16 protein-coding genes and 1 pseudogene are annotated in these 19,804 nt (G+C 58.7%); 4 read left to right on the top strand and 13 right to left on the bottom strand.

All coding sequences use genetic code 11. The features are described 5' to 3' along the window. Positions 1–3 precede the first annotated feature (3 nt). The 5 genes from ACVWXD_RS26215 to ACVWXD_RS26195 all read right to left on the bottom strand — a co-directional run bounded on the left by ACVWXD_RS26215 (position 4) and on the right by ACVWXD_RS26195 (position 5,289). Positions 4–576 (bottom strand): hypothetical protein, encoded by a 573-nt coding sequence (locus ACVWXD_RS26215; protein ID WP_457371503.1) that lies wholly within the window; start codon positions 574–576, stop codon positions 4–6. Then, positions 533–2,926 carry a fimbria/pilus outer membrane usher protein gene (locus ACVWXD_RS26210; RefSeq protein WP_457371502.1) on the bottom strand — a complete coding sequence of 798 codons (2,394 nt, stop codon included), beginning with the start codon at positions 2,924–2,926 and terminating at the stop codon, positions 533–535. The genes ACVWXD_RS26215 and ACVWXD_RS26210 overlap by 44 nt, the downstream gene beginning before the upstream one ends. Positions 2,927–3,043: 117 nt before the next feature. Next, on the bottom strand, positions 3,044–3,760 hold the full coding sequence (locus tag ACVWXD_RS26205; RefSeq protein WP_081797568.1) for a fimbria/pilus chaperone family protein: 717 nt from the start codon (positions 3,758–3,760) through the stop codon (positions 3,044–3,046). Between the two features lie 98 nt (positions 3,761–3,858). Beyond that, on the bottom strand, positions 3,859–4,581 hold the full coding sequence (locus ACVWXD_RS26200; protein ID WP_155989931.1) for a DUF1120 domain-containing protein: 723 nt from the start codon (positions 4,579–4,581) through the stop codon (positions 3,859–3,861). Positions 4,582–4,644: 63 nt separating this feature from the next. Beyond that, a complete protein-coding gene (locus tag ACVWXD_RS26195) occupies positions 4,645–5,289 on the bottom strand; it encodes a DUF1120 domain-containing protein (protein WP_122681935.1) in 645 nt (214 codons plus the stop codon). 504 nt (positions 5,290–5,793) lie between these two features. On the opposite strand from ACVWXD_RS26195, the gene ppx reads away from it, so the two are divergent. Continuing rightward, entirely contained in the window at positions 5,794–7,296 is a 1,503-nt protein-coding gene (gene ppx / locus ACVWXD_RS26190) for an exopolyphosphatase (RefSeq protein WP_032884523.1), read from the top strand. 127 nt (positions 7,297–7,423) lie between these two features. Here ppx and ppk1 read toward each other — a convergent pair whose 3' ends face one another. Both ppk1 and hemB read right to left on the bottom strand, forming a co-directional pair. Next, positions 7,424–9,646 carry a polyphosphate kinase 1 gene (ppk1, locus tag ACVWXD_RS26185; RefSeq protein ID WP_032884322.1) on the bottom strand — a complete coding sequence of 741 codons (2,223 nt, stop codon included), beginning with the start codon at positions 9,644–9,646 and terminating at the stop codon, positions 7,424–7,426. An 18-nt stretch (positions 9,647–9,664) separates the two neighbouring features. Then, entirely contained in the window at positions 9,665–10,678 is a 1,014-nt protein-coding gene (hemB, locus tag ACVWXD_RS26180) for a porphobilinogen synthase (RefSeq protein WP_457371501.1), read from the bottom strand. Between the two features lie 207 nt (positions 10,679–10,885). On the opposite strand from hemB, the gene ACVWXD_RS26175 reads away from it, so the two are divergent. Further along, a complete protein-coding gene (locus ACVWXD_RS26175) occupies positions 10,886–11,521 on the top strand; it encodes a DedA family protein (protein WP_032884326.1) in 636 nt (211 codons plus the stop codon). On the opposite strand, the gene ACVWXD_RS26170 is transcribed toward ACVWXD_RS26175, so the two are convergent. Further along, positions 11,502–12,737 (bottom strand): sterol desaturase family protein, encoded by a 1,236-nt coding sequence (locus ACVWXD_RS26170; protein ID WP_032884328.1) that lies wholly within the window; start codon positions 12,735–12,737, stop codon positions 11,502–11,504. The genes ACVWXD_RS26175 and ACVWXD_RS26170 overlap by 20 nt on opposite strands. Before the next feature lie 116 nt (positions 12,738–12,853). On the opposite strand from ACVWXD_RS26170, the gene elbB reads away from it, so the two are divergent. Beyond that, positions 12,854–13,519 (top strand): isoprenoid biosynthesis glyoxalase ElbB, encoded by a 666-nt coding sequence (elbB, locus tag ACVWXD_RS26165; RefSeq protein ID WP_122681933.1) that lies wholly within the window; start codon positions 12,854–12,856, stop codon positions 13,517–13,519. 58 nt (positions 13,520–13,577) lie between these two features. Here the strand turns inward: elbB and ACVWXD_RS26160 are convergent, their stop codons facing one another. Then, complete coding sequence (locus tag ACVWXD_RS26160; protein ID WP_032884331.1) at positions 13,578–14,033, bottom strand: YaiI/YqxD family protein; 456 nt, start codon at positions 14,031–14,033, stop codon at positions 13,578–13,580. Between the two features lie 2 nt (positions 14,034–14,035). Continuing rightward, positions 14,036–15,931, bottom strand: coding sequence for an FTR1 family protein (locus ACVWXD_RS26155; RefSeq protein ID WP_457371500.1), 1,896 nt, complete (start codon positions 15,929–15,931; stop codon positions 14,036–14,038). Positions 15,932–16,149: 218 nt separating this feature from the next. Between ACVWXD_RS26155 and ACVWXD_RS26150 the strand changes: the two are divergent. Continuing rightward, positions 16,150–16,447 (top strand): annotated as a pseudogene (locus ACVWXD_RS26150) (penicillin-binding protein activator LpoB); the annotation flags it as partial. A gap of 143 nt (positions 16,448–16,590) precedes the next feature. Here ACVWXD_RS26150 and ACVWXD_RS26145 read toward each other — a convergent pair. From ACVWXD_RS26145 to ACVWXD_RS26135, 3 genes are all read right to left on the bottom strand, one after another. Next, positions 16,591–17,223 carry a LysE family transporter gene (locus ACVWXD_RS26145; protein WP_032884337.1) on the bottom strand — a complete coding sequence of 211 codons (633 nt, stop codon included), beginning with the start codon at positions 17,221–17,223 and terminating at the stop codon, positions 16,591–16,593. A gap of 91 nt (positions 17,224–17,314) precedes the next feature. Next, a complete protein-coding gene (locus ACVWXD_RS26140; RefSeq protein WP_032884339.1) occupies positions 17,315–17,887 on the bottom strand; it encodes a mechanosensitive ion channel family protein in 573 nt (190 codons plus the stop codon). Next, positions 17,887–19,797, bottom strand: coding sequence for an ATP-binding cassette domain-containing protein (locus tag ACVWXD_RS26135; protein ID WP_457371499.1), 1,911 nt, complete (start codon positions 19,795–19,797; stop codon positions 17,887–17,889). The genes ACVWXD_RS26140 and ACVWXD_RS26135 overlap by 1 nt, the downstream gene beginning before the upstream one ends. Between the last annotated feature and the right edge of the window lie 7 nt (positions 19,798–19,804).

Below are 19,804 nucleotides of genomic sequence, written 5' to 3'. Positions count from 1 at the left end.
CGATTAGCCGCCAGGTACCAACTCGAAGCGCCCGCCGCCCTCCAATAACGTTTTATCGCGTACTGAGGCGGCGGCATTCGAGAGATAGGTGTCAATCTGCACCTGCGCTGAAAACACCCGCCCGCTGACAGGCTGCCCTGCCTTCAACAGCACCAGCGCTTGGTCCGGCCTCAGGTGACCACCGCGCTCGGCCCTGTTGTGCATCGGCGCCAACTCTATCGCCTGGCTATCGAGCACTGGCTGCTGCAGCGTCAGGTCAAACCGCCCCTCCCGACCAAACCTGAAACCTTGACCGTCGGCAGGCACGCCCATAAAACGCAGGGCTATAAACCTAGCATCAGTGCACACCACGCTCACACGCACCATGCGCTTACCCAGGAAAACCCCGCGAGCATCAGGCTTTGAAACGGGGCGCAGAAGCCCGTAATCAATTTGCGGTTGGCTCACTGACAGGTGGCACTCAGAAGCCGACGCCTCAAAAACCGTCAATAGGCTCACCACCGCCGCGAGCATCCCTGACGTCAAAGCACTTTTAGCTGCAGACCGCCGCTGTATTTTCATAAAGTTGGCTTTCATCGATTTGTTCCGACAGTTCGAGTTGCAGTTTGCAGGAGGTCGCGTTCGGCGATGACACGGTCAAGGTTTGTGGCGCGTCGATGTTATTCAGGAAAATCAGGCCGTCTCCGACGACGGAGGTCAGGAATGAATTGTCTGCCGTAAGCACCGAAGCACCTTTGGGTAACGCTTGGCCACTCTGATCGACGGCACGCAACAGCACCCTCCTGACCTTAACCACTTCAAAGTCGACCTTGCTGAATGAGCCTCGTCCAACTTCCAGGGATTGGGTGCCGTTCTTGATATCTACCTGCCGTGGCAGGGATTTGCCTTCCACCTCGACAAGGCTGCTTTGATAAGCGGGCAATCCCGGTATCACCGCCATTCCCCACCGATCGGTCCATACAGGCCCCTGGGGTGTAGTGATACGCGCGCCCGACACATCGCCGACCGACGCAACCCCAAACGTATCCTCGACCCTGTACGGAGACAGCGTCAGCCCCCGCTCATGAGCCACGACTGCGCCCTGCAACTGACCGCTATAGCTGGTGTTGGTCGAGTCCCGGTTGATGCCCAGGCCCAACTGAGCATAACGGGACGTCATGTTGAGCAAACCGCCCTGCGCATGCCGGGCGGCCGTACCAAGGTCGCTGTCAGTGCGCAGTTCATAATTGAGTGTGTCGTCGACGCGTTCGTTGAAGGCTGCGCCAATACTCGATCGACGCCCCTGGTGCCTGGCGGTAGAAGTGAGCGAACGATCACCCCCCAAGGGAACACTGACTTGCAAACGCACGCCTAGCCCATCGTTGTTGTTCTTGTTAGTGCCAGAAGTGCCAACTTGCGAGTCCACGCTCAACCCGACATTGGCGTACCTGAACTGCTTGTTCCAGGCGCCATGTACATACTGAGAGGCGCTACTGTTGAAGTTTGCAGCACGGGTGTACCCAATCGTGAACACACCCAATTGCGGGTCCGCCCAGCTGAGACCTGCCGTGTATTGGTTTTTGAACCGCGAGTTCGCCAACTCACCACTGTCAGCGCGCACACTATCGAGCACATCACGATAGCCAGGTGTCTGGGTCGTAGCGCTCAGGGTCATCTGCACGTCACCCGGCAGCACGCTGCCCAACGAAACGCTATTACGCACACCCCGTACGTTGTTCTTGTTGTCCCGTGAGAGGTTGTTACGCAGGCCAACAGAGAATCGCTGCGCGAAACTGCTGTCCAGCGCAAGCCCCACCGAATTGTAATGATCGGTAACCTGCACACCCGAACTGAGGGCCGTGGCGGGGGTGAGCGCCCAGGTCCCGCTTGCCACGGCCAGCATAGGCTCATCGGCACCGCTACGTTCCACATCCCGTATCTTGCCGACGGCCGCGGTATACCCAGACTTCACCGGCATCGCATCGCGAAACGAAGCGGCCGGCACTACAAAGCTACGCTGTCCGCCACGGGTCTCAATGACCCGTACATCAAGGTCACTCGTGCCGTTGAGCAACGGCAGGTTGCTCAATGCAAACGGCCCTTCTGGCACGACTGTTGTGTAGATCAGTGCGCCCGACTGGCGTACCTCTATCCGAGACTGGCTAAGGGCCTGGCCTTCGACCACTACTCCATTACCGCCGGCACCGCCGTCGACACCGTCTGGAGACAGTTGGAAACCGGTCAGTTGCACCCCGCCGAACACCGGGCTGTTACCGGATATCTGCCCCACCTGGAGGGTCGACGCCAACCGCGCAATATCCCGTTGCGCATAGGCGTACAGGTGCTCGGCCCCAGACCGACCATCGGTAGAGATATAGAGCTGACGGCTGCGCGCAATCCAATCGCCTACGTTAAACCCCACCTCCGTGGACGCCGATAGAAAACGGCCCCTGGCATCGCGCGAATGACTGTTGATGCCTTGCACGTCATAGTTGAGCAAGCCCGCCGCTCCACCTCGAGCGAAATGGCCAGTGGCTCGTTGCGGCTCACGGATCGCCTGGGTGGGAACGACGATCGCTACCTCCTCGTTGCCCGGACGCAGGTTCAATTCCGTGCTGGGAAACTCGGTAAGGAAGTCATGACAGGCCTGGTCAGCAGAAACCTGTTTATCTATCACTGAAGCAGGTACACGCAGCCCTGCTCGGTCCAGCAAGCCACGGGTAAAGCACAACGCCCCTTCATGGTTGAACCGCGCATCGGTCAATCCAACGCGATCACCATTGACCGTCAGATCAACAACCCGAACACCTTCAGTGAATCGTGGCGCGTCTCGAAAATAGCGGGCAACCGAAGGATCGAGTCCGCGATGCTGCAAGATAGTGAGATCGAATTCCAGCGGGTGCGCCCCGGGCCCGGCGTAAACGTGTACTGCGGCGCCAGAAAACATCGCTACGCAGGCTGAGAGACTGACTCGGTTGAACTTAAAAGGCGCTGCGGCCTTTTTACCCCCACACCGTTTTTTACCAACAGCGCCGGTAACCTCGTTTATTTTTCCCATACGAGGTCAAGGCATGTTGGCTAGGAGCAAGGCATCGTAGTTGTCTACGGTAAATCCATAAACAGTGGCAGGCATTATGGTGACTGACGTGGCATCAGGGTGAGCGCTTGAAAATTCAGCGCTCAGCACCTCACCCGGCAAGATATAGGTGCGTGAAAGATAGGCTTTGGCTTTTTGCGGGTTCAGTTGCACCTCGGCGGCCAAACGAACGACATAGGGACTGTCGTTATGCACGCTCAACGTTTTGCCCTGCAGGCGCCAGGTCAGTAACTCCCAAGGCGCATTGTGCTGTGGCAGTCCCTTGGGATGGAGAATCAGCGGCAGGTTTTGTCGCAGGCTGATACCGATCGTCGCACCCGAGCCTGGCTGGGTTTGTGGGATACCCTCGAAGGTGACACGCTTCAAACGCTGAGTCTTGAGCGGTTCCTTGCCAATCAACATGAACCTCACCATTTGCAGTTGGCCACCATCCACCCTTGCAACCGGGGGAGTGACAACCACCAAGGGTTCCAGGTCTTCCGGAACATCTTCAATAGCCGAATGGAGTAGCGCAGGCCCGACGTCAGTATTTTTGACGTTAATACTGGCCTCGCCATCGGACTCATTTAGCACAATGACAGTGGTTTCAGGCTCCATGCCATCGGCGTACGCCACACCGCATAAAAGAAAGTTAACGCACACGCTAAACGCTAAAAAGAACTTCGACTTGGAGACGATACACATCCGACGCTTCCTTTACTTCGAACACAGCAAAACAGTCAGAACACGTTAAAACTTCAAACACCTAAAGTTTCAACGTGTGCTGACCGACTCAACATTGCTTACAAGTAACGTAACTCTAAGGTGGCATGGCCATCCAGATTGATACCCTCACCGACGGAAAAAGCAGAGGTCTTGTTGATAACCCCTTGCACTTGCAAGTTTCCGGAAACCACTGAAAGTTTAATCGGCGTAGTGGTCCCAGACGCCCAGCTTGTCAAATGCGGAGGCTGTGCCAGGGCCCCGTCGCCGACGGACCAAGTAACGCCGTTATTGTTCGAACCATTAACCCTGACCGTTTTACCGTCAGCAACGGTATTGGCCATGAACATAACGTAACCGCCAACTTTCTCACCTTTGGATGACGTGCCTAGCCCATAGTTAAAGGTGTCAACATAGGTCTGATTAAATGCACTTCGCATCATACCAGGCACTTTACTGCTTGCACGATTGTCCTGTGTCTTGATGCTTACCAAAGTAGGTGCATCGCATTTGACGGTAAAGGGCGTGCTTTTTTTATCCAACTTTGTGTAATGGGTGGCACTTAGCGAACTCGGTCGAATCATACCGTAATCAAATACCGAGTTGACTATCGTAAAGCTGCAGCTTGCGGGCGCGATGGTTCCTTTAACACGGACATCAGCTGCTTGGGCATTGAGCCCCGTCGCAGCCAAACATACACCCATCATTACAATAATTTTATTTTTCAAACTTATCACCTTTAACAAAAAAATGGATAGCCACAGATAAAACTCGCCCATAGGCCTGGCACTGAAAAAATTCACTGCAGAGCGCCGTCGCCCCGCCGAAAAGCAATCAGCCCCAGTTGACCATTAGGGTAGTTATGTTCAGATGTACTTCAGTTCCAGCGTGGCATGACCGTCCAGCTTGATTTCATTACTGAGGCTGAGAGCGGATGTCTTATTAAGAATGGCCCGAACGTTTAGCGTACCGGACAGCGTGGAAAACTTCAGCGGTGTAAGGTCACCCGACCACCAGCTGGTCAAGACAGGAGTTTGCGCCATGGCACCGGCGATACCGCGCCAAACGCCACCATTGTCGAATGACTGCATAATATTGACAGCCTTGCCATCAGCCACCGAACTTCTCATGTATAAAATATAACCGCCGATATGTTCACCATTACCGGTATTACCAAGCCCGTAGTTATAGTTATCATTGTACTGCGAACCATATTGAAGTGTTATGCCACCCACTTTACTTGCCGCACGATTATCCGTTGCACTTATAGCGACCCGAGCTTGTGCAGCACACTTTATGACGAACGGAGTGCTTTTGTTTGGTAACGGATTATATTGGGTGGCGCTTAAAGAGCTCGGATTGATTTTGCCATAATCAATGGTCGAATTTGTGAGTGTAAAACTGCAACTGGAAGGTGCAATGGAGCCTTTGACACGTAAGTCCGCAGCTTGAACGCTCAGGCAAGCAACTGCAAGGAACACGCCCCCAAACAAAGCACTTTTATTTTTCATATACAGTCCACCTTATTATCAAAGATCATTTATCTGCGCACAACTAAAAACTCAAACCATCTAAAAGCCAATCTTACAAGCCCACATTTAAAAGCCGCCCACACCGAACGCTCAACTATAAATAAATAACACCTAGGCAAAATCGCCGGACCGAAGTATTAACACTCCACCCCTTCAATTAAACCGGAAAAAATATCAATGATTGTAAGAGTACTCAGCGGCAGCCATTCCACACTGGAATATTCGTTGTGCGAATCAAAACAACAACTTGGAGAACTAATACAGAAGCATGTAGGAATTAGTTACCAATCCCATAAATAAAGCCCCGGAAATCAAGGACTACGGCATCTGTTAACTTTGTAATGCAATCGTCATGAAAATCTCCTACAACCCGCATCGGCAATTTCCGCTGAAGCCCTGATTGGAAATCCTATGGCGCTACGCGTTGGCGCCAGCGGTCGATCGTGGCACGATGGTCAGGTTATCGACCGAGACCCCCAAACCATGCCGCAATCCCAAGCCAAGAATCTGTCCCTGATCGCCGCCATAGACCTGGGTTCCAATAGCTTTCACATGGTCGTGGCTAAGGCCCAGAACGGCGAAATCCGCATCCTTGAACGGCTCGGCGAGAAAGTGCAACTGGCTGCCGGGATCGACGACGCCCGCCAGCTCAATGAAGAATCCATGCAGCGCGGGCTCGATTGCCTCAAGCGTTTTGCGCAGCTGATTAACGGTATGCCCCTGGGCGCGGTGCGGATTGTCGGCACTAATGCCCTGCGCGAAGCGCGCAATCGCGGCGAATTCATCCGCCGCGCCGAGGAAATCCTCGGCCACCCGGTAGAAGTCATCTCCGGCCGTGAAGAAGCGCGCCTGATCTATCTAGGCGTGTCCCACACCTTGGCCGACACCCCCGGCAAGCGTCTGGTGGCGGACATCGGCGGCGGCAGTACCGAGTTCATCATCGGCCAGCGTTTCGAACCGCTGCTACGCGAAAGCCTGCAGATGGGTTGCGTCAGCTATACCCAACGTTACTTTAAGGACGGCAAGATCACTCCGGCGCGCTACGCCCAGGCCTACACCGCAGCGCGGCTGGAAATCATGAGTATCGAACACGCCCTGCACCGCCTGACCTGGGATGAGGCCATCGGCTCGTCTGGCACCATCCGTGCTATCGGCCTGGCACTCAAGGCCGGCGGCCATGGCACGGGTGAGGTCAACGCCGAAGGCCTGGCGTGGCTCAAGCGCAAGCTATTCAAACTGGGGGACGCCGAGAAAATCGACTTCGACGGCATCAAGCCCGACCGTCGCACCATTTTCCCGGCCGGCCTGGCGATTCTCGAAGCCATCTTCGACGCCCTCGAACTGCAACGCATGGACCACTGTGACGGCGCCCTGCGCGAAGGTGTGCTCTACGACCTGCTGGGCCGCCATCACCACGAGGACGTACGTGAGCGCACGCTCAGCTCGCTGATGGAGCGTTATCACGTCGACCTGGAACAAGCCGCCCGTGTGGAACGCAAAGCCTTGCACGCGTTCGACCAAGTGGCCGAGGACTGGGACCTGGAAGACGGCGTATGGCGAGAGCTGCTGGGCTGGGCCGCCAAGGTGCATGAGGTAGGCCTGGATATCGCCCACTACCATTACCACAAGCACGGCGCCTACCTGATCGAGCACTCCGACCTGGCCGGTTTCTCCCGGGAAGACCAGCAGATGCTCGCACTGCTGGTGCGCGGCCATCGTCGCAATATTCCCAAGGATAAGTTTGCCGAGTTCGGTGATGAAGGCATCAAGCTGATCCGCCTGTGCGTACTGCTGCGCTTCGCGATCCTGTTTCACCACATTCGCGGCACCCAGGAAATGCCTCAGGTGAGCCTGCGCGCCAATGGCGAGAGCCTGGATGTCGTGTTCCCGAAAGGCTGGCTGGATGAGAACCAACTGACCCAGGCGGACTTCGCCCAGGAAGCGGAGTGGCTGACACGAGTGGGGTTCAGCCTGAACCTGCGCTAGAGAACACCGGAAACAACTGTGGGAGGGGGCTTGCTCCCGATGGCGGTGGACCAGTCAATGAATCTGTTGACTGACACTCCCTCATCGGGAGCAAGCCCCCTCCCACATTTTCAGACCGCGTCGGTGCTTAGTTCACCGACAGAATCGGACTGCCCAACTTCTCCAGCAACGTCGCCTGCGCACTGCGTGGGTTCTGGTTGCCGGTCGGCGTGTTGCGCACGTAACGGCCGTCGGATTGCAGGCTCCAGCTGTGGGTGTTGTCGGTCAGGTAGCTTTCCAGCTCTTTCTTAACCCGCATGATCAGCTTCTTGCCCTCTACTGGGAAGCAGGTCTCCACACGCTTATCCAGGTTGCGCTCCATCCAGTCGGCACTGGACAGGAACATCTGTTCTTCGCCGCCGTTGAGGAAGTAGAACACCCGCGTGTGCTCCAGGAAGCGGCCAATGATCGAACGCACATGGATATTGTGCGACACGCCAACAATGCCCGGACGCAGGCAGCACATGCCACGCACCACCAAGTCGATACGCACGCCGGACTGGCTGGCCTTGTACAGCGCGCGGATGATCTTCGGATCGGTCAGCGAGTTGAACTTGGCAATGATGTGCGCCGGTTTGCCGTCGAGGGCGAACTGGGTTTCGCGGGCAATCATGTCGAGCATGCCCTTCTTCAGGGTGAACGGCGCGTGCAGCAGCTTCTTCATGCGCAAGGTCTTGCCCATGCCGATTAACTGGCTGAACAACTTGCCGACGTCTTCACACAAGGCGTCGTCGGAAGTCAGCAGGCTGTAGTCGGTATAGAGCTTGGCGTTGCCAGCGTGGTAGTTGCCGGTACCCAAGTGGGCGTAGCGCACGATCTCACCCGCTTCGCGGCGCAGGATCAGCATCATCTTGGCGTGTGTCTTGAAGCCCACCACGCCGTAGATCACCACCGCGCCGGCCGCTTGCAGACGGCTGGCCAGTTGCAGGTTGGATTCTTCGTCGAACCGCGCACGCAACTCGATTACCGCAGTGACTTCCTTGCCGTTGCGCGCAGCGTCCACCAGGGCATCGACGATTTCCGAGTTGGCGCCGCTGCGGTACAGGGTCTGGCGTACGGCCAACACGTGCGGGTCCTTGGCGGCCTGGCGCAGCAGGTCGACCACCGGAGTGAAGGACTCGAACGGGTGCAGCAGCAGGATGTCCTGCTTGCTCACAACGCTGAAGATGTTCTCGCTGTTTTGCAGCAGTTTCGGGATCTGCGGCGTGAACGGCGTGTATTGCAGCTCCGGGTGGCTGTCCAGGCCGGTGATGCTGAACAGACGCGTAAGGTTCACCGGACCGTTGACCTGATACAACTCGGTCTCGCCCAGGTTGAACTGCTTGAGCAGGTAGTCCGACAGGTGTTTCGGGCAGGTGTCGGCCACTTCCAGGCGCACCGCATCGCCGTAGCGCCGCGAGAACAGCTCGCCGCGCAGGGCACGGGCCAAGTCTTCGACGTCTTCGGAGTCGAGCGCCAGGTCGGCGTTACGGGTCAGGCGGAACTGGTAGCAGCCCTTGACCTTCATGCCTTGGAACAGATCATCGGCGTGGGCGTGGATCATCGAGGACAGGAATACATAGTTGTCGCCAGCGCCCCCCACCTCTTCCGGCACCTTGATGATCCGTGGCAGCAAACGCGGCGCCGGGATGATCGCCAGGCCGGAATCGCGACCGAAGGCGTCGATACCTTCCAGCTCAACGATGAAGTTGAGGCTCTTGTTCACCAGCAATGGGAACGGGTGCGTCGGGTCGAGGCCGATCGGCGTGATGATTGGCGCGATCTCGTCACGGAAATAGCGACGCACCCACGTTTTGATCTTGGTGGTCCAGTGACGGCGACGGATGAAGCGGACCTGATGTTTTTCCAGCTCCGGCAGCAGGATGTCGTTGAGGATCGCGTATTGGCGGTCCACATGGCCGTGCACCAGCTCGCTGATGCGCGCCAACGCCTGGTGCGGTTGCAGGCCGTCGGCGCCGGCTTGTTCGCGGGCGAAGGTGATCTGCTTTTTGAGGCCGGCAACACGGATCTCGAAGAACTCGTCCAGGTTGCTGGAGAAAATCAGCAGGAATTTCAGCCGCTCCAGCAACGGGTAGGACTCATCCAGCGCCTGTTCCAGCACGCGGATGTTGAATTGCAGTTGCGACAGCTCGCGGTGGATGTAAAGGCTGCTGTCATCCAGGTTGGTCACCATCGGCACTGGCGCCGGCGCTGGTACTTCGGCCACCACGGCAGGCGGAGCCGGTTCCAGCTCCGGCGGGGTCTCGGCGACTTGTTCAACCACCGGGTGAGCGTCTTTTACTGCAACTTCGGAGAGTCCTTCGGTATTCATCGAGTGTTCCTGTGAGGGCTATTGTTGCTCTCTAAGCAATTGGGCGGCGCGGGCGGCAAAGTAGGTCAGAATGCCATCAGCTCCGGCACGTTTAAAGGCCGTCAGGGATTCCAGAATCACCCCTTCACTCAACCATCCATTCTGTATTGCAGCCATGTGCATGGCGTATTCGCCGCTGACCTGATAGACAAAGGTCGGCACCTTGAATTCATCTTTGACCCGCCAAAGGATGTCCAGGTACGGCATCCCCGGCTTGACCATCACCATGTCGGCGCCTTCGGCCAGATCGGCCGCCACTTCGTGCAAGGCTTCATGGCTATTGGCAGGATCCATCTGGTAAGAGGCCTTGTTGGCCTTGCCCAAGTTCAATGCCGAGCCCACCGCGTCCCGGAACGGGCCGTAGTAGGCGCTGGCGTACTTCGCTGAATAGGCCATGATTCGCACATTGACGTGGCCGGCCAGCTCCAGGGCTTCGCGAATCGCCTGGATGCGGCCGTCCATCATGTCCGAAGGTGCGACCACCTGGGCGCCTGCCGCGGCGTGGGACAAGGCCTGCCTGACCAACGCATCGACGGTGATGTCGTTCTGAACATAGCCGTCTTCGTCCAGGATGCCATCCTGACCGTGGGTGGTGAACGGGTCCAACGCCACGTCGGTGATCACCCCCAACTCAGGGAAACGCTCGCGCAGAGCACGTGTTGCGCGCTGGGCGATCCCGTGCGGGTTCCAGGCTTCGGCCGCATCGAGGGACTTGAGTTCAGCCGGCGTGACCGGGAACAGCGCCAACGCCGGAATCCCCAGTTCGACCCAACCCGCCGCCTCTTCCAGCAGCAGATCAATGGTCAGACGCTCCACCCCTGGCATTGACGCAACGGCTTCCCGACGATTTTCGCCATCGAGCACAAACACCGGCAGGATCAGATCATTCGTCGTCAGTACGTTTTCACGAACCAGACGGCGAGAAAAATCATCACGGCGATTGCGACGCAGACGAGTGGCTGGGAACAGGCGATTGGCAGGGGTAAAGCTCACGACAGACTCCTGAGCCCGGGTTTACGGGCGAGCGTTGCAGTTATAAGCGGCCATTATGACGAAGGTATGACAGTTGTGCTTATCGATGCGACCTGTAGTCGCATTCGTCGTTTATGTAGGAATTGTTCACTTCGTGACACATCTCGATACTTTCATGAATGTTCACGAAGGCGTAGGCTGCGCGTTCATTTCGCCAGCACCCAGACCATGCTTCAACAATTTCTGCATGACTTCGGCTACTTTGCCCTCTTCCTCGGGACGTTCTTTGAAGGCGAGACCATTCTGGTGCTCGCAGGCTTCCTGGCGTTCCGTGGCTACATGGATATCAACCTGGTGGTGGTCGTTGCCTTCTTTGGCAGCTACGCCGGCGACCAGCTTTGGTATTACATGGGGCGCAAGCATGGCCGCAAACTGCTGGCACGCAAGCCGCGCTGGCAACTGATGGGCGACAAAGCACTGGAACATATCCGCAAACACCCGGATATCTGGGTGCTGAGTTTCCGCTTCGTCTACGGATTGCGCACGGTGATGCCGGTCGCGATTGGTCTGTCGGGCTACCCGCCACTGCGCTACCTGATCCTCAACGGGATTGGTGCTGCCATCTGGGCCGCGGCTTTGGGTGCGGCGGCTTATCACTTCGGCGCAGTACTGGAAGGCATGCTCGGCAGCGTCAAAAAGTACGAATTGTGGGTGCTCGGCGCGTTGTTGTTACTAGGCTTTGGCCTGTGGCTGCGGCGCCGCTTCAAGAACGCTCGAATCGCCCGCCAGGCCTGTGCAGATGCCAAGGCCCGGCTCGCGGCCGAGCCTGCCTCGATCGAAGCGCCTAAGACACCAGTCGAGTAAGCCGGCTTCTACAACAGTAGAGGCCGATCACGCTGAGCAGGCTATAACTCAGCAGCCCAAGCCAGCCCAAGTGGCTGGCCGGCCACAGCCCGACCTGCGGTGCCAGCCACACCAGCGGTACATTCAATGCCAGCCGTACCAGCTCAGCCTTCAAGGTCCACGGGCGATTCTCCAGAGCCACGCCCAACGTAAACAACCCAAACGCCATCGCACCCCAGCCCACAATCAGCGCGGTGGCGGGCAAACCCTCGCCGAAATTCATCAAATAGCTGCCAAACCCCACATACGCGGCAAACTGCAGGGCGATGTACACCTGTTGGCGCGCGTCCAGCGGCACGTCGAATTTGCGGAACTGGCTCAAGTCAGGCTTGGCCAGGGGGTATTTGGCCTTCACGTCAGCAGGGCGCCAGCCGGTGCGCATGAACCAGATGCGCAGCTTGTCCCACTTACTCTCGGTACGCCGCGCATCGCTCCAAAGCTGCGCATAAAACTGCAAGTTGGCCCACAGCGGGTTCCAACTCGCCAAGGGGGTCGTCACACCAAAAACCACCGGTTCGTTGTCGTCTTCTTCCTGGAAGGTGCCGAACAGCCGGTCCCAAAGAATGAACACCCCGCCGTAGTTGCGATCCATGTAAAGAGCGTTCTGTGCATGGTGGGCCCGATGATTGGATGGCGTGACGAAGAACCACTCGAACCAGCCGAGCTTGGGCACATGACGGGTGTGCACCCAGAATTGATAGAGCAGGTTGAGCGAGGCGACGCTGATGAATACCACCAACGGCACGCCGAGCACGGCCAGGGGCAGGTAGAAAATCCAGCTCAGCAGAAACCCGGTGCTGGTCTGGCGCAGGGCGGTGCTGAGGTTGTAGTCCTCGCTCTGATGATGCACCGAGTGCGCGGCCCACAGGATATTGCGCTCGTGCCCCATCCGGTGCAGCCAGTAGTAGCAGAAGTCGTAGAGCACAAAGGCGAAGACCCAGGTCCAGACACTCTGGGCAGGCAGTTCGATCAGCGCCAAGTGCTTGAGGGCGAATGCGTAGGTCAGCAGCCCGACGCCCTTGGTCAACAACCCCGTGGTGGTGGACAGCACGCCGGTGCTGAGGCTGTTGATGGCGTCCGCGACCCGGTAGTTGCGCTGACCGCGCCAACGGTCAGCGAGCAATTCCACCACGATCAGGGCGATGAAAAACGGTACCGCGTAAGGCACGAAGTCCATGAGCTAGTCCGGTCTATTGTTGTGGCATCAAGATTAGGTGCAGCGACGCGAGATCCCATTGGCAACAGGTTACAAATTAGTAGACATTTAACGCCAAGACCCCAGGAGAAATGCCCATGAGCAAAAAGATTGCAGTGATCCTTTCCGGCTGCGGCGTGTATGACGGCGCAGAGATCCAAGAAAGCGTGATCACCCTGCTGCGCCTGGACCAGCGCGGCGCTCAGGTCCAATGCTTTGCCCCCGACATTCCACAGCTGCACGTAGTCAACCATCTCACCGGTGAAGAGATGCCTGAGTCACGTAATGTGCTGGTGGAGTCGGCGCGCATTGCCCGAGGCGAGGTGAAGGACATCAAACAGGCCAATGCCGAAGAGTTCGATGCGTTGATCGTGCCCGGCGGGTTTGGTGCGGCGAAGAACCTGTCGGACTTTGCTGTGAAAGGCGCAGAGTGCAGCGTTAATCCACAAGTATTGGCACTGGCTGAAGCCTTTGCCGAAGCCGGAAAGCCGGTCGGGCTGATCTGCATCTCACCGGCCCTGGCCGCAAAAATCTACGGCCCAGGCGTGACCTGCACCATCGGCAACGACACCGACACCGTCGCAGCCCTGGACAAAATGGGCGCCTCCCATCAGGAGTGCGCGGTTGAAGATATCGCCGAAGACACGGCGCGCAAGCTCGTGAGTACGCCGGCCTATATGCTCGGCAAGAACATCAGCGAGGTGGCTTCAGGCATCAACAAGCTGGTGGACCGGGTGTTGGAACTGACCCACGAAAACGACTGATCCGCTCACACAACACTAGATTGTGGTGAGCGGGCTTGCCCCGGGCGAGGTACGGAAGTCAGGCGGGGCGCATCAACTGGGTGAGGATGCGGTCGAGCGAGTTGGCGAACGCCTGCTTATCCTTCTCGCTATGGGGCGGCGGCCCACCGCCCATCTGGCCTTGCTCACGCAGATCGGTAAACAGGTTACGCACCGCCAACCGCTCACTCATGTTCGCGGGGCTGAACTCCTTGCCCCGCGGGTCGAGCGCCGTGACACCCTTTTTCACAAGGCGGTCGGCCAACGGCACATCGCTGCAGATCACCAGTTCGCCGGGCACGGCGTGCTCTACCAAGTAATCATCCGCCGCGTCCGGACCACTGGGCACCACGATCAGCTTCACGCAGGCAAAGCTCGGCTTGATCTGGCTCTGCCCAGCCACCAGCACCACCTCGAACTGGCGTTTGAGGGCAAACTTCACCACTTGGTCCTTGGCCGCCCGAGGGCAGGCATCGGCGTCAATCCATACCCGCATAGTCAAGCCGTCACGCGGCGTTTTTCGGCCAAACGACTGCGACCATACAGCACCACAATCGCCAGGATCGCTAAGGCCTGGGCGCTCAACGAATACGCGTCGGCGTGGATACCCAGCCAGTCGAAATCAAAGAATGCCACTGGCCGCGTGCCGAAGATGCCGGCTTCCTGCAACGCCTTGACGCCATGTCCGGCGAACACCACCGACAGCGCGCACAGTAGCGCCGCGTTGATGCCGAAGAACAGCGCCAGCGGCAACCTCGCCGAACCGCGCAGGATTACCCAAGCCAGGCCCACCAGCAGCACCAGCGCCGTTGCACCGCCCGCCAGCACCGCGTTGTGCCCGGCCGGGCCGGCTTGAAGCCACAGGGTTTCGTAGAACAGGATTACTTCGAACAACTCGCGGTATACCGAGAAGAACGCCAGCACCGCGAAACCAAAACGCCCACCGCCGCCCACCAAGCTGCTCTTGATGTAGTCCTGCCACGCCGCTGCATGGCGGCGATCATGCATCCAGACGCCCAGCCACAGCACCATGACACTGGCGAACAGGGCCGTGCAGCCTTCAAGCAATTCGCGCTGGGCCCCACTGACATCAATGACATACGCCGCCAATGCCCAGGTGGCCAAGCCCGCCAGCAACGCCAGGCCCCAGCCGACGTTAACGCTGCGCACCGCCGATTGCTGGCCGGTGTTACGCAGGAAGGCAAGGATCGCTGCCAGCACCAAAATTGCTTCCAGGCCTTCGCGCAGCAGGATCAGCAGGCCTGAGATGTAGCTCAACGACCAACTCAAACCGTCGCTGCCCAGCAAACCGGCGGATTCGGTGAGCTTGCCCTTGGCCACGTCCAGGCGCTGCTGCACCTGCTCAATCGGCAAGCCATCCTGCAACGACTGACGGTAGGCCATCAGGGCCTTCTCGGTATCTTTGCGCACGTTAGCATCGACGTTATCCAGGGAGCTTTCCACCAGCTCGAAACCTTCCAGATAAGCCGCAACGGACAGGTCGTAGGCTTGTTCGTGGTCGCCATTACGGAACGCGGCGAGGCTCTTGTCCAAGGTCGTTGCGGTGTAGTCGAGCAACTGGGCCGGGCCACGCTTGACCTGCGGTGGTTGCGCACGCTGGGCGCGGAAGGTTGCGGCAGCGGCCGGGCCGTCTGCGGCCAACACTTCGTTGGGGGTTCGGCGAGCCAGATCGGCGAGGTTGAAGGACTGCTCACTTTTTGCCGCAGCCGGGTCAGCGGTGAAGCCAGCGATGTAGGTCGCCAGGTCCCAGCGCTGACGGTCGTCCAACTGATCGGCAAAGGACGGCATATCGGTGCCTTCGACGCCCAGGCCCAGGGTGTTATAGATCGCGTAGAGGCTCAGACGATCCAGGCGCGCGGCATCCCGCAGGTTGGCAGGCGGCGGTGTGAGGCCCACGCCCGCCGGGCCATCACCCGCGCCGGCAGTGCCGTGGCACACCGAGCAATGCTGGGCATAGAGCGGTGCACCGCGCGTCGGGTCGGGCGTGATGGCCGGGGCCTGACTGACTTCATAAGCGACGGCCAACTTGGCGCCCAACTGACGGGCCTGCCGGGCGACGGTCGCGCCATCCTCATGCGCGTTGACAGCTGACAGTAATTCATCAACGCCCTTTACCAGCTCGGCGCGCTCAGGTCTTTGCGGCAAGTCCGCCACCAACCCCTGCAACACCCCGAGAAACTCCACCTGCTCGCGAAATTCCGAATCATCCACCACCTTGCCCGCCTCCACCGTCGGCGGGTAGTCAGCGCCAATGTAGTCCAGCAAATGCAGGGCTTGTGGCGCGCCTTCGGCAGTTGCCGCCAACAGGTTGGAGCTGCACGACATCAACGCCGGCAACATCAGCCAGGCGAGAAAACGGAAGGGGGCAGTCATGAACGAATCTCAAAGGGAAATACGAAGTAACACATTGTTAAGGCTTATCCGGTTTGACTCAAGGTGTAAGTGATGGGGTGCGGATAAGGACCCTGGATTTTTGCAGTCGAATAGTGGCACTTCGACATGGCTTACCCATATGAGCTCCAAATCGGTTCACTCAAACAGGTAACAGCTATTAACCGGTAGGGACGATTTCGCGAGGATCTGGCCATGCTCTGGAGAACTCCCACAGCCACTCAACCGTACTGGGCCTGACGCTGGTGGAGGATTTCAGCCGGTCAACACACGCACCTTTGAGATCACCTCAGCATTTACCACCACGGTGAAGGCCAGGACACCAAACTGGTGAACAGCCGCAATGTGCGCGTTAGCCTGAACCGCCCGAATGGGATGAAAGAAGTGGCAAAGGCACTCGGAGAGGATGTGGAGCAATTGGGTGGTGGGCATCAAGCGCCCAACCTACCGGTGTTGCGTAATAACGTGCCTAGGAATGAAGCGCCGGAGACTTTGCGCAGAGCGGTGATCCTCTGGGCGACACAAACCCAATGTGAGAGGGGGCTTGCTCCCGATATCAGTGTCTCAGTCAGTTTAGCTGTAGCTGAGACACCGCCATCGGGAGCAAGCCCCCTCCCACACTTTTGACCCCGTTTCTTCAGTTATGCCGTGGCGCGGTGCAAGCTGGCCAGGAAACCCGCAGCCCCAACGAACAATCCGGCAAACGTGCGGTTAACACGTTTTTGCTGCTTAGGCGTACGCAACAGCCGCAGCACTTTTGACGCCAATCCCGTATATCCCGCCATCACGATCATATCGACGCTGATCATCGTCGCGCCCAGGATCAGATACTGGATCAGCAAAGGCGCCTGCGGGTTCACGAACTGCGGCAGTACCGCCAACATGAACACTAGGGCTTTTGGATTGCTGGCGTTGACCAGAAAGCCACGGAACATCATCGCCATCGGCTTGCCGATCGGACGTGGCGCCGCGTCATCGGTCATGTCCATGGGCAAGGCGCGCCATTGCTTGATAGCCAGGTACACCAGGTACGCCACACCAAACCATTTGATCGCATAGAACGCGGTCGACGACGCCGCCAGAATGGCACCCAAGCCGCCCGCCACCACAGCAATCTGCATCGCCAGGCCCAATTGCAGGCCAATGGCGTTCCAATAACCGCGCACGAAACCATATTGCAGGCCGCTGGACATCGAAGCGATGGCACCGGCGCCAGGGGAAAGGGAGATGATCCAACTGGCCAGGAAAAAGGCCAGCCACGTATCGAGTGCCATTGCACACCTCGGGAGAGAGTCAGCGATTGTTGTGCCTAAAGCTAACTCCGCCGACCAGAGGCTGGCTATAGATTTTTACGCGCGGTGAATGCTAGCGGTCACCAGGAAACACATGGGTGCCTGGCCAGCGTCGTACAGAGCGTTGGAAGAATAGGCTGTTTGGGACCTGCACCATCGCGCTGTCGGTGCCGGCTTCCGCCACTTCGATCAGCGTGGTGTAGAGCAGATTGATTGCCACCACACGGCCTTTCACCCCCGGCTTGTCGACCGTATCCACCAGCTCGACGATGTCACCAATGCGGAACGGCCCAACGGTGAAGATTAAGATCGCGCACAGCAGGTTCGACAGCACCGACCACATCGCGAAGAACGCTACGGCGGCAACCGCAACAAACCCCGACAGCGCCGTCCACAACACCGTGGCGGACACGCCCAGGCGACCCAGCACGAAGATCAGCGCACTGCCCATGATCAGCCAGCGCAAGCCACCGCGCAGCGGCATCAACAGTTGCGGCGGAAACGGGTAGCGCTCACCCAAACGGGTCAGGCCTTTGGCAACGAAACGCTGGGCGAGGTATGCGCCCAGCAGGATCAGCAGGATTTGTACGCCGATCCACGCGGGCTCGACCCATTGCGTGGGTATCGGCAACTGCAACGCCTCCATCAGGACAGCGCCTCCAGCTCCGCTTGCAGGGTTTCAAGCAGTTCGAGGGCTTCCATCCAGGTTTCCTCCAACTGCCCTTCACGGACCTTGAGCTTGGCCTGCTCGGCCAGCAGGTCACGCAGCTCGTCCTTACGGGCCGCCTCGTATACAGCGCTGTCGCCCAAACTGGCTTCGATCTTGGCCAGGCGCTCGTGAACCTTGCCCAGCTCGGCTTCGAGCTTGTCGGCTTCGCACTTATGCGGCGCCAACTGTTGGCGCAATGCAGCAGCAGCCTGACGTTGAGCCTTCTTGTCAGTCTTATCCGGGTTAACCGGTGTGTTGCTGACCGGCGCGTTACGCAGACGGTAATCCGTCAGCCAGCGTGCGTAGTCATCGAGGTCGCCGTCGAACTCTTCGACTTTGCCATCTGCGACCAGCAGGAAGTTATCGGTGGTGCTCTTGAGCAAGTGGCGATCGTGAGACACCACCAGCACCGCACCGCTGAACTCCTGCAGGGCCATGGTCAGCGCCAGGCGCATTTCCAGGTCCAGGTGGTTGGTGGGTTCATCGAGCAGCAGCAGGTTTGGGCGGTCCCAGGCGATCAGCGCCAAGGCCAGGCGGGCTTTTTCGCCACCGGAGAAGTTCAGCACCGGCTCATCGATACGCGCGCCACGGAAGTCGAAACCACCTAGGAAATCACGCAGGGTTTGCTCGCGCTCGGTCGGCGCCAGGCGTTGCAGGTGCAGCAACGGACTTGCCTTGGAATCGAGAGAGTCCAGCTGATGCTGGGCGAAGTAGCCCACCACCAGGTTCTCACCACGAGTCAGGCGGCCGGCCAAAGGTTGCAGTTCGCCCGAGAGGTTCTTGATCAGGGTCGACTTGCCCGCGCCGTTGGGGCCGAGCAAACCGATGCGCGCGCCTGGCGTGAGCTGCAGTTTGACCTTTTCCAGGATGGTTTTTTCGCCATAACCCAGGCGAGCATCCGAGAGGTCCAACAAGGGACTGGAGATCTTCACCGACTCGCGGAACACAAAGTCGAATGGCGAATCGACGTGGGCCGCCGACAGTTCTTCCATGCGCTCCAACGCCTTGATCCGGCTTTGGGCCTGACGGGCCTTGGTGGCCTGGGCCTTGAACCGTGCGATGTAGCTTTCCATGTGCGCACGCTGCGCCTGCTGCTTCTCGAACGCCTGCTGCTGCTGGGCCAGGCGCTCGGCACGCGCACGTTCGAACGCGGTGTAGCCGCCACGGTAGAGGGTGATCTTCTTCTGTTCGACGTGTGCGATGTTGTCGACCACAGCATCGAGGAAATCCCGGTCGTGGGAAATCAGCAGCAAGGTGCCCTGGTAGCTCTTGAGGAAGTCTTCCAGCCACAGGATCGCATCGAGGTCCAAGTGGTTGGTCGGTTCGTCGAGCAGCAACAGGTCCGAGGGGCACATCAGCGCCTGGGCCAAGTTAAGGCGCATGCGCCAGCCACCGGAAAAGTCGGCGACCGGCCGGTCCATCTGCTCGTTGGTGAAGCCAAGGCCGGCAAGCATCTTGCGGGCGCGGGCGTCGGCGGTGTAGCCGTCGGCGCTGTCGAGTTCCGCGTGCAGGCGGGCCTGTGCGGCGCCATCCTGGGCTTTCTCGGCCTCGGCCAGGTCGTGTTGCACCTGGCGCAGACGCAGGTCGCCATCGAGCACGTAGTCGATCGCGATGCGGTCCAGGGTGTCGATCTCCTGGCGCATATGGGCGATGCGCCAGTCGGCGGGCAGCAAGCAGTCCCCGGAATCCGGGGTCAGCTCACCCAGCAACAGGGCAAACAACGTGGATTTGCCGGCGCCGTTGGCACCGATCAGGCCGGCTTTGTGACCGGCGTGCAGGGTCAGCTCGGCGTCTTCGAGAAGACGTTGCGGGCCACGCTGTAATGTTAGGCTTTGAAGTCGGATCATAATGGCG

Source organism: Pseudomonas sp. TE3911, from assembly GCF_054062775.1.
Note: the sequence above shows the minus strand (reverse complement) of the source record. Positions and strands in the feature narration are given on the sequence as shown.

Excerpts from the sequence above, each read along its gene's own strand:
- ACVWXD_RS26215 (WP_457371503.1), bottom strand. The coding sequence starts at position 576 with ATGAAAGCCAACTTTATGAAAATACAGCGGCGGTCTGCAGCTAAAAGT.
- ACVWXD_RS26210 (WP_457371502.1), bottom strand. The coding sequence starts at position 2,926 with ATGTTTTCTGGCGCCGCAGTACACGTTTACGCCGGGCCCGGGGCGCAC.
- ACVWXD_RS26205 (WP_081797568.1), bottom strand. The coding sequence starts at position 3,760 with ATGTGTATCGTCTCCAAGTCGAAGTTCTTTTTAGCGTTTAGCGTGTGC.
- ACVWXD_RS26195 (WP_122681935.1), bottom strand. The coding sequence starts at position 5,289 with ATGAAAAATAAAAGTGCTTTGTTTGGGGGCGTGTTCCTTGCAGTTGCT.
- ppx (WP_032884523.1), top strand. The coding sequence starts at position 5,794 with ATGCCGCAATCCCAAGCCAAGAATCTGTCCCTGATCGCCGCCATAGAC.
- ppk1 (WP_032884322.1), bottom strand. The coding sequence starts at position 9,646 with ATGAATACCGAAGGACTCTCCGAAGTTGCAGTAAAAGACGCTCACCCG.
- ACVWXD_RS26175 (WP_032884326.1), top strand. The coding sequence starts at position 10,886 with ATGCTTCAACAATTTCTGCATGACTTCGGCTACTTTGCCCTCTTCCTC.
- ACVWXD_RS26170 (WP_032884328.1), bottom strand. The coding sequence starts at position 12,737 with ATGGACTTCGTGCCTTACGCGGTACCGTTTTTCATCGCCCTGATCGTG.
- elbB (WP_122681933.1), top strand. The coding sequence starts at position 12,854 with ATGAGCAAAAAGATTGCAGTGATCCTTTCCGGCTGCGGCGTGTATGAC.
- ACVWXD_RS26160 (WP_032884331.1), bottom strand. The coding sequence starts at position 14,033 with ATGCGGGTATGGATTGACGCCGATGCCTGCCCTCGGGCGGCCAAGGAC.
- ACVWXD_RS26155 (WP_457371500.1), bottom strand. The coding sequence starts at position 15,931 with ATGACTGCCCCCTTCCGTTTTCTCGCCTGGCTGATGTTGCCGGCGTTG.
- ACVWXD_RS26145 (WP_032884337.1), bottom strand. The coding sequence starts at position 17,223 with ATGGCACTCGATACGTGGCTGGCCTTTTTCCTGGCCAGTTGGATCATC.
- ACVWXD_RS26140 (WP_032884339.1), bottom strand. The coding sequence starts at position 17,887 with ATGGAGGCGTTGCAGTTGCCGATACCCACGCAATGGGTCGAGCCCGCG.
- ACVWXD_RS26135 (WP_457371499.1), bottom strand. The coding sequence starts at position 19,797 with ATGATCCGACTTCAAAGCCTAACATTACAGCGTGGCCCGCAACGTCTT.